This window comes from Actinosynnema sp. NPDC023658 (genome assembly GCF_040639995.1).
GTDB lineage: Bacteria > Actinomycetota > Actinomycetes > Mycobacteriales > Pseudonocardiaceae > Actinosynnema.
Window position 1 is genome coordinate 1 of the sequence record NZ_JBFAAX010000962.1, and the last position, 2,053, is coordinate 2,053.

General features: G+C 74.5%; 2 protein-coding genes and 1 pseudogene. 1 reads left to right on the plus strand and 2 read right to left on the minus strand.

Features of this window, described 5'->3' with window-relative positions; translation table 11 throughout:
* Nucleotides 1–417, minus strand: a pseudogene (locus tag AB0G02_RS36940) (hypothetical protein); the annotation flags it as partial.
* Nucleotides 418–548: 131 nt separating this feature from the next.
* Nucleotides 549–1,511 (minus strand): alpha/beta hydrolase, encoded by a 963-nt coding sequence (locus tag AB0G02_RS36945; protein ID WP_360804164.1) that lies wholly within the window; start codon nt 1,509–1,511, stop codon nt 549–551.
* 120 nt (nt 1,512–1,631) lie between these two features.
* Here AB0G02_RS36945 and AB0G02_RS36950 point away from each other — a divergent pair.
* On the plus strand, nt 1,632–2,053 hold a 422-nt coding region (locus AB0G02_RS36950), incomplete at its 3' end, for a helix-turn-helix domain-containing protein (RefSeq protein WP_360804167.1).

Sequence of the window (2,053 nt, forward strand, 5' to 3'; positions counted from 1 at the left end):
CACGCCCAGGTCCTCGAACACGGCCTCGATGACGAAGTCCGCGTCGGAGAACGCCGCCTTGTCCAGCGACCCCGTGACGAGCGCCTTGAGCCCGTCCCCGTCCACCACGACCAGCCTGGCGTGCTCGCCGTCGGGTTCGCGCCAGGTCGTGAAGGACCGGCCACCCGCCCGCACGGGGGCGGTGATGTGGTCGAACGCCGTCAACGCGTGCAGGTCGGCCAGGATCGCCGGGCCCGACGTCCACCCGGCGCGCGCCCGGTCGAACGCCGCGTCCTGCTCCGCGCACCACCGGGTGGTCTCCGGGGCGGCGGGGTCCTCCAGCACGCGGTACGGGTCGGGCACCTCCCGGTCCCCGACCCGTTCGACCGTGTCACCGCGCGGTGGTGAAGACGCGCTGACCGCATTGCCTCCGTGCATCGGCCCCTCCAGCCTCTCCGGTGTCCCGGCACGCGCCACGCGGACGGGCGGCACCGGTTGCCGATGATGGCCGTGCACCCCCCGGGTGGACAGGGCCGTCCGGGGCACGGGCGATCAGCGGAGCCGCCGGCTCAGTGACCGCCGAGCGGCGTCGTGGCGACGCCCGTCGTCAGGTGGGTCCGCAGGAACCCGGCGATCTCCGCGCGTGCGGCCTTCGCCTGCGGCACCAGGTTCGGCATGCTGAGGAACGCGTGGGTGGCACCGCGGTGCTCGGTGAGCCGCGCCGGCGTCCCGGCCTCGCGCAACCGCTCGGCGTAGCGGCGACCGTGGTCGGCCACCGGGTCGATGGTCGGCACCACCACGAGCGCCGGAGCGAGCCCGCTCAGGTCGTCCACGCGCAACGGCGACAGCGGCAGGGGATCCGTGCCCGGTGGCACGCTCAGCCGGAGGAAGAACCGCATCCGCGCCGCGGTCAGGGTGGGGCTGTCGGCGTGCTCGACCATCGAGGCGTGGTCCATCGCCGTGCCGGACACGTCCAGCGCGGGGTTGACCAGCACCTGCGCCCGCAGCGGCAGGCCGAGCTCGCGGGCCCGGATCGCGGCCGACGCGACCACCAGCCCGCCGGTGCTCTCACCGACGACCGCGATCCGCGCCGGGTCGACCCCCCACCGCCCGGCGTGCCGCACGACGTGTCGCAGCACGTCCCAGCCGTCGTCGACGAGGTCCGCCAGCGGCGTCCCCGGCGCGAGGAGCCGGTGCTCGACGGAGACGACCAGCGCGGGCAGGCGTGCCGCGAGGTGGCTGTTCACCCAGTCGCACTGCACCGCCGTGCCGGCGAACCCACCGCCGCGCACGTGCAGCACGAGCGGCAAGGCGTCCCCGCCGACGTGCTTCGACGGCCGGTGCACCCGGACCCGCAGCACCCGGTCGGGCAACGCCACCTCCTGCCAGGTGATCTCGGCGCGGCGGTCCGGGAACCCGGTGAACAACCGCGCCGCGCGGGACGACACCCGGCGGTTCGCCGCGTCGGCGACGGCGGCCAACTCCTGGTCGGTGATGGTCGACCAGTCGGGCTCCTTGGTCAGGGCGCTCAACAACCGGACACCCCGCGACGGGCGGTCAACACCGTTCACGCCTACCCCCAGAGGACTTCGCGCAATTCCGCTACCGATAGTATCGATACCGATCGTAGCGGAACTCGATATCGTGTGGCCATGACCCCGGCGACCACTCCCGGCCGACCACCCGGCCGCCCGCGCGCGGGCATCGACCACGCGGTGTTCGCCGCGACGCTGCGCTCGGTCCACGAGCTCGGCTACGCGGGCGCGACGATGGATCGCATCGCGGCGGCGGCGGGCGTCGCGAAGACCACGCTCTACCGCCGGTGGCCGTCGAAGGGCGCGTTGATCACCGACTGCCTCCTCGACGCGCTGGGCGAGGCACCGCTGGAGGGCGCCGACCGCGAGGAGGTCGTGCCCGCGGTCATCCGCTGGTTCGCCGCGCGGCTCACCGAGCCGGGGCTGGGCGCGGCCTTCGCCGGCGTGTTCGTCGACGCGGTCAGCGACCCGGCCCTGCGCGAGGTGCTGTCCACGCGGTTGCAGGCCCCGTACCTGGAGGTGCTCCAGGACCTGCTGGG